This is a genomic window from Streptomyces sp. NPDC058701 (genome assembly GCF_042715295.1).
Lineage (GTDB): Bacteria > Actinomycetota > Actinomycetes > Streptomycetales > Streptomycetaceae > Streptomyces.
Window position 1 is genome coordinate 1 of record NZ_JBHXSY010000123.1, and the last position, 3,109, is coordinate 3,109.

The 3,109-nt window shown below is 65.5% G+C and carries 5 protein-coding genes; 4 read left to right on the forward strand and 1 reads right to left on the reverse strand.

Going from position 1 to position 3,109, the window contains the following annotated elements:
* Positions 1 to 827 (forward strand): IS110 family transposase (locus tag ACFWW8_RS38340; protein ID WP_386537512.1); only part of this gene is annotated, 827 nt, incomplete at its 5' end.
* Between the two features lie 170 nt (positions 828 to 997).
* Here the strand turns inward: ACFWW8_RS38340 and ACFWW8_RS38345 are convergent.
* Complete coding sequence (locus tag ACFWW8_RS38345; protein WP_386537515.1) at positions 998 to 1,330, reverse strand: Lsr2 family protein; 333 nt, start codon at positions 1,328 to 1,330, stop codon at positions 998 to 1,000.
* Positions 1,331 to 2,157: 827 nt separating this feature from the next.
* Here ACFWW8_RS38345 and ACFWW8_RS38350 point away from each other — a divergent pair.
* Genes ACFWW8_RS38350 through ACFWW8_RS38360 form a run of 3 tightly spaced genes read left to right on the forward strand, consistent with a single transcriptional unit; the run spans position 2,158 to position 2,896 of the window.
* Positions 2,158 to 2,433 (forward strand): hypothetical protein, encoded by a 276-nt coding sequence (locus ACFWW8_RS38350; RefSeq protein WP_386537518.1) that lies wholly within the window; start codon positions 2,158 to 2,160, stop codon positions 2,431 to 2,433.
* Positions 2,349 to 2,594 (forward strand): winged helix-turn-helix domain-containing protein, encoded by a 246-nt coding sequence (locus tag ACFWW8_RS38355; RefSeq protein WP_386537521.1) that lies wholly within the window; start codon positions 2,349 to 2,351, stop codon positions 2,592 to 2,594. The genes ACFWW8_RS38350 and ACFWW8_RS38355 overlap by 85 nt, the downstream gene beginning before the upstream one ends.
* Positions 2,504 to 2,896 carry a transposase gene (locus ACFWW8_RS38360; protein WP_386537523.1) on the forward strand — a complete coding sequence of 131 codons (393 nt, stop codon included), beginning with the start codon at positions 2,504 to 2,506 and terminating at the stop codon, positions 2,894 to 2,896. Before ACFWW8_RS38355 ends, ACFWW8_RS38360 begins: the two co-directional genes overlap by 91 nt.
* Positions 2,897 to 3,109 lie beyond the last annotated feature (213 nt).

Here is a 3,109-nt window from a genome sequence, read left to right on the forward strand (position 1 = left end):
ACGAGATCACCGCCGAGCTCACGGTGCTGACCGGCTTCGACCAGGACCTCGCCGCGGAAGCCACCCGCACCTCCAACCGGATACGCGGTCTGCTCACCCAGTTCCACCCCAGCCTCGAGCGGGTGCTCGGGCCCCGGCTGGACCACCCGGCCGCCACCTGGCTCCTCGAGCGATACGGATCCCCGGCCGCCCTGCGGAAAGCCGGCCGCCGCAGACTCGTCGAACTCATCCGCCCGAAAGCCCCGCGCATGGCCGCGCGTCTGATCGACGACGTCTTCGACGCCCTCGACGAACAGACCGTCGTGGTCCCGGGAACCGGCACCCTCGACATCGTGATCCCGTCCCTGGCCGCCTCCCTCGCCGTGGTCCATGACCAGCGCCGGGCACTGGAAACGCAGATCAGCAGCCTGCTGGAGGCCCACCCTCTTCACCCGGTCCTGACCTCGATGCCCGGAGTCGGAGTCAGGACCGCCGCCGTCCTCCTGGTCACCGTCGGCGACGGCACCGGTTTCCCCAGCGCCGCCCACCTCGCTTCCTACGCCGGACTCGCCCCCACGACCAGATCCTCGGGGACCTCGATCCACGGCGAACACGCACCCAGAGGCGGAAACCGGCAGCTCAAACGCGCGATGTTCCTCTCCGCCTTCGCCTGCATGAACGCCGACCCCGCCTCCCGCACCTACTACGACCGCCAACGCGCCCGGGGCAAAACCCACACCCAGGCCCTCCTCCGCCTCGCCCGCCAACGCATCAACGTCCTGTTCGCCATGCTCCGAGACGGCACCTTCTACGAGTCCAGAACCCCCGCCATCACCCTCGCCGCATGACCCTCCCAAACACCCGCACACCCGGCAGCACGTCCTTGACGAAGGACATAGAGACACCCCCCCCAGGGAACGTGGAAGAGCTCACGGAGGCACAGCCGGGCGCAAAGCAGGTGATGAGGGCCGACGTAGCTACTTTTCATGGATCGCGACCCTCATCTCCAAACCGGATCTCAGTGATCCGCTTCGTATGCCTCGCGCACACCCTTCGGTACGCGTCCCCTGTCGTTCACCTCGAACCCTTTCGCCTTGGCCCAGGCACGGATCTCTGCTGTGTGGCCGACTTTGCCGCGTTGACTGGGTTTCGGCGCATTGGCACGTGCTCGCCCGGTCCTCCTGCCGACCTTCATGAACGGGGCGACCGCTTCGAGCAGCTTGTCATAACTATCCGGAGCAAGATCAATCTCGTACGCTACACCGTCAAGTACGAGTGTATGGGGCGAGGCCTCCTGTGATTCTTCACCAGTCAGGTCATCGGTATAAATGGTAACAATTTTCTGCGCCATAGGGAGATTGTAGAGCCCGGCTCGGCGGCATCCAACCTTGCGGGTCGTCCATATCTGGGATAGCAGGACGAACGCGGGTGGCCCGACCTACTTCGGAACAGCTGATGATAGCAGACACGTGGCTGCACGTCACTGACCTGCGAGATCTTAGGCAGCAAACTATCGTCCCGCCCGGGGTTGTCCGAGGGGTCTTGTGATTACGCGAGCTCAACCAATCGGTGCGGCGACGACACGGTCCTTTCTGCATCGAACTCAGCCGTGACTATCAGTCAAAAATGAGTTTCACGGGCGGTTTGGGGGTCGATCTCGTCGAGGAAGTCAGTCTGATGCTGCGCGGATAGGTGCGTGATCACTTCGTCCGTCCAAGAGTTCCAAGGCAGTGAACACGTCAACAGTGCCACGGGGGACATAGGCGAAGCTCCGTCGTCTTCGGATCCTAGCAGCGTAGCCAGCAAGAGCGCGGTCCGTTCCAAGGCTCAGATCTGCAGTTTCTCATCTACCACTAACACCGCGAATCGGCGGGCAGAGCGGAATGAATCCCGACGACGTCGCGGCTAGTGTCGATCAGCTGAGATCCCGGCTGAATTACTGGTTGGGAATCGTCACCTGCTGCGAGGCGCCCGCTAGGTCCCGCCGGCCTTGTAGGCAGGCGCGTGTGCATTCAGATCATTTAGTGGCTGCTGCTACTGCTGACTGGTTGCTTGTCGTAGGCGCTGACGGTTGGTGTTTGTCCGGAGGGTGGGGGCCTGACCGCTGAGCGTCGGGCGTTCCGTGAGGGGATCCGGCTTCAGGCCGGCGAGCGGTTCGCGGCGGGTGAGAAGACCGCAGTGATCGCGGAGGACCTGCGGGTGAGTGTGCGGTCGGTGGAAGGCTGGCGTCGTGCCTGGCGCGAGGGCGGCATAGAGGCCCTGCACTCAACGGGCCCGGCCAACCCCCCGACCGTCACCGATGCCCAGTTGAGCATGCTCGAGGAGGAACTCGGCAAGAGCCCGTCAGCGCACGGCTTCGAGGATGAACGGTGGACTCGGGTCCGGGTCCAGACGGTGATCCGCCGCAGGCTGCGGGTGAGAGTCTCTCGGTGGCGACGGTCCGGCGGCTGCTGAAACGGCACGGCTGGTCCTGGCAGGCACCGGCCCGCAAGGCACTCGAGCGGGACGAGCACGCGGTGGAGCTGTGGAAGAAGGAGGTCTGGCCCCAGGTAAAAGCCTCGCGGCGGCGTCCGGGGCATGGCTCGTCTTCGAGGACGAGGCCGAATTCTCCATGACGCCGCCCCGCGCCCGCACCTGGGGCCGGCGCGGACACACCCCCGTCATCCGCGTCCGCGGCCGCTCCCGCCGTCGGACCTCGGTCGCCGTCCCTTACTGCTACAAACCCGGCGAGAAGAGCCGTCTCATCCACCGCCAGCGCAACCATCTCCTGCTCAAGGGCGCCCGTAAGAGCTTCTCCTTCTCCTGGCAGGACTACCGCGACCTGCTGGTGAGGGCCCATATCCAGCTCGACGGCCCCATCGAGGTGGTCTGGGACAACTGTGAGACTCATGGGGCGTCGTCCGGGGCCAGGGTCTGACCCGTGGGACAACTGGCCCAGGCTGCCTTGTTCAGGATCTGTCGGCCCGTGGTCCCGGGCGGTGCTTGCTGCCGCCGGACCGGCGGGCGTGTCCCGATAGGGGCCTTGCCGCACAAGGCACCATCACAGTTCTGACCGCCCACCCGGCCCGGCGTCGGCCATCAGCCCCAGCCGATGAAGGAGCCGCGTGACCATCACCAGCATGCCCCAGCC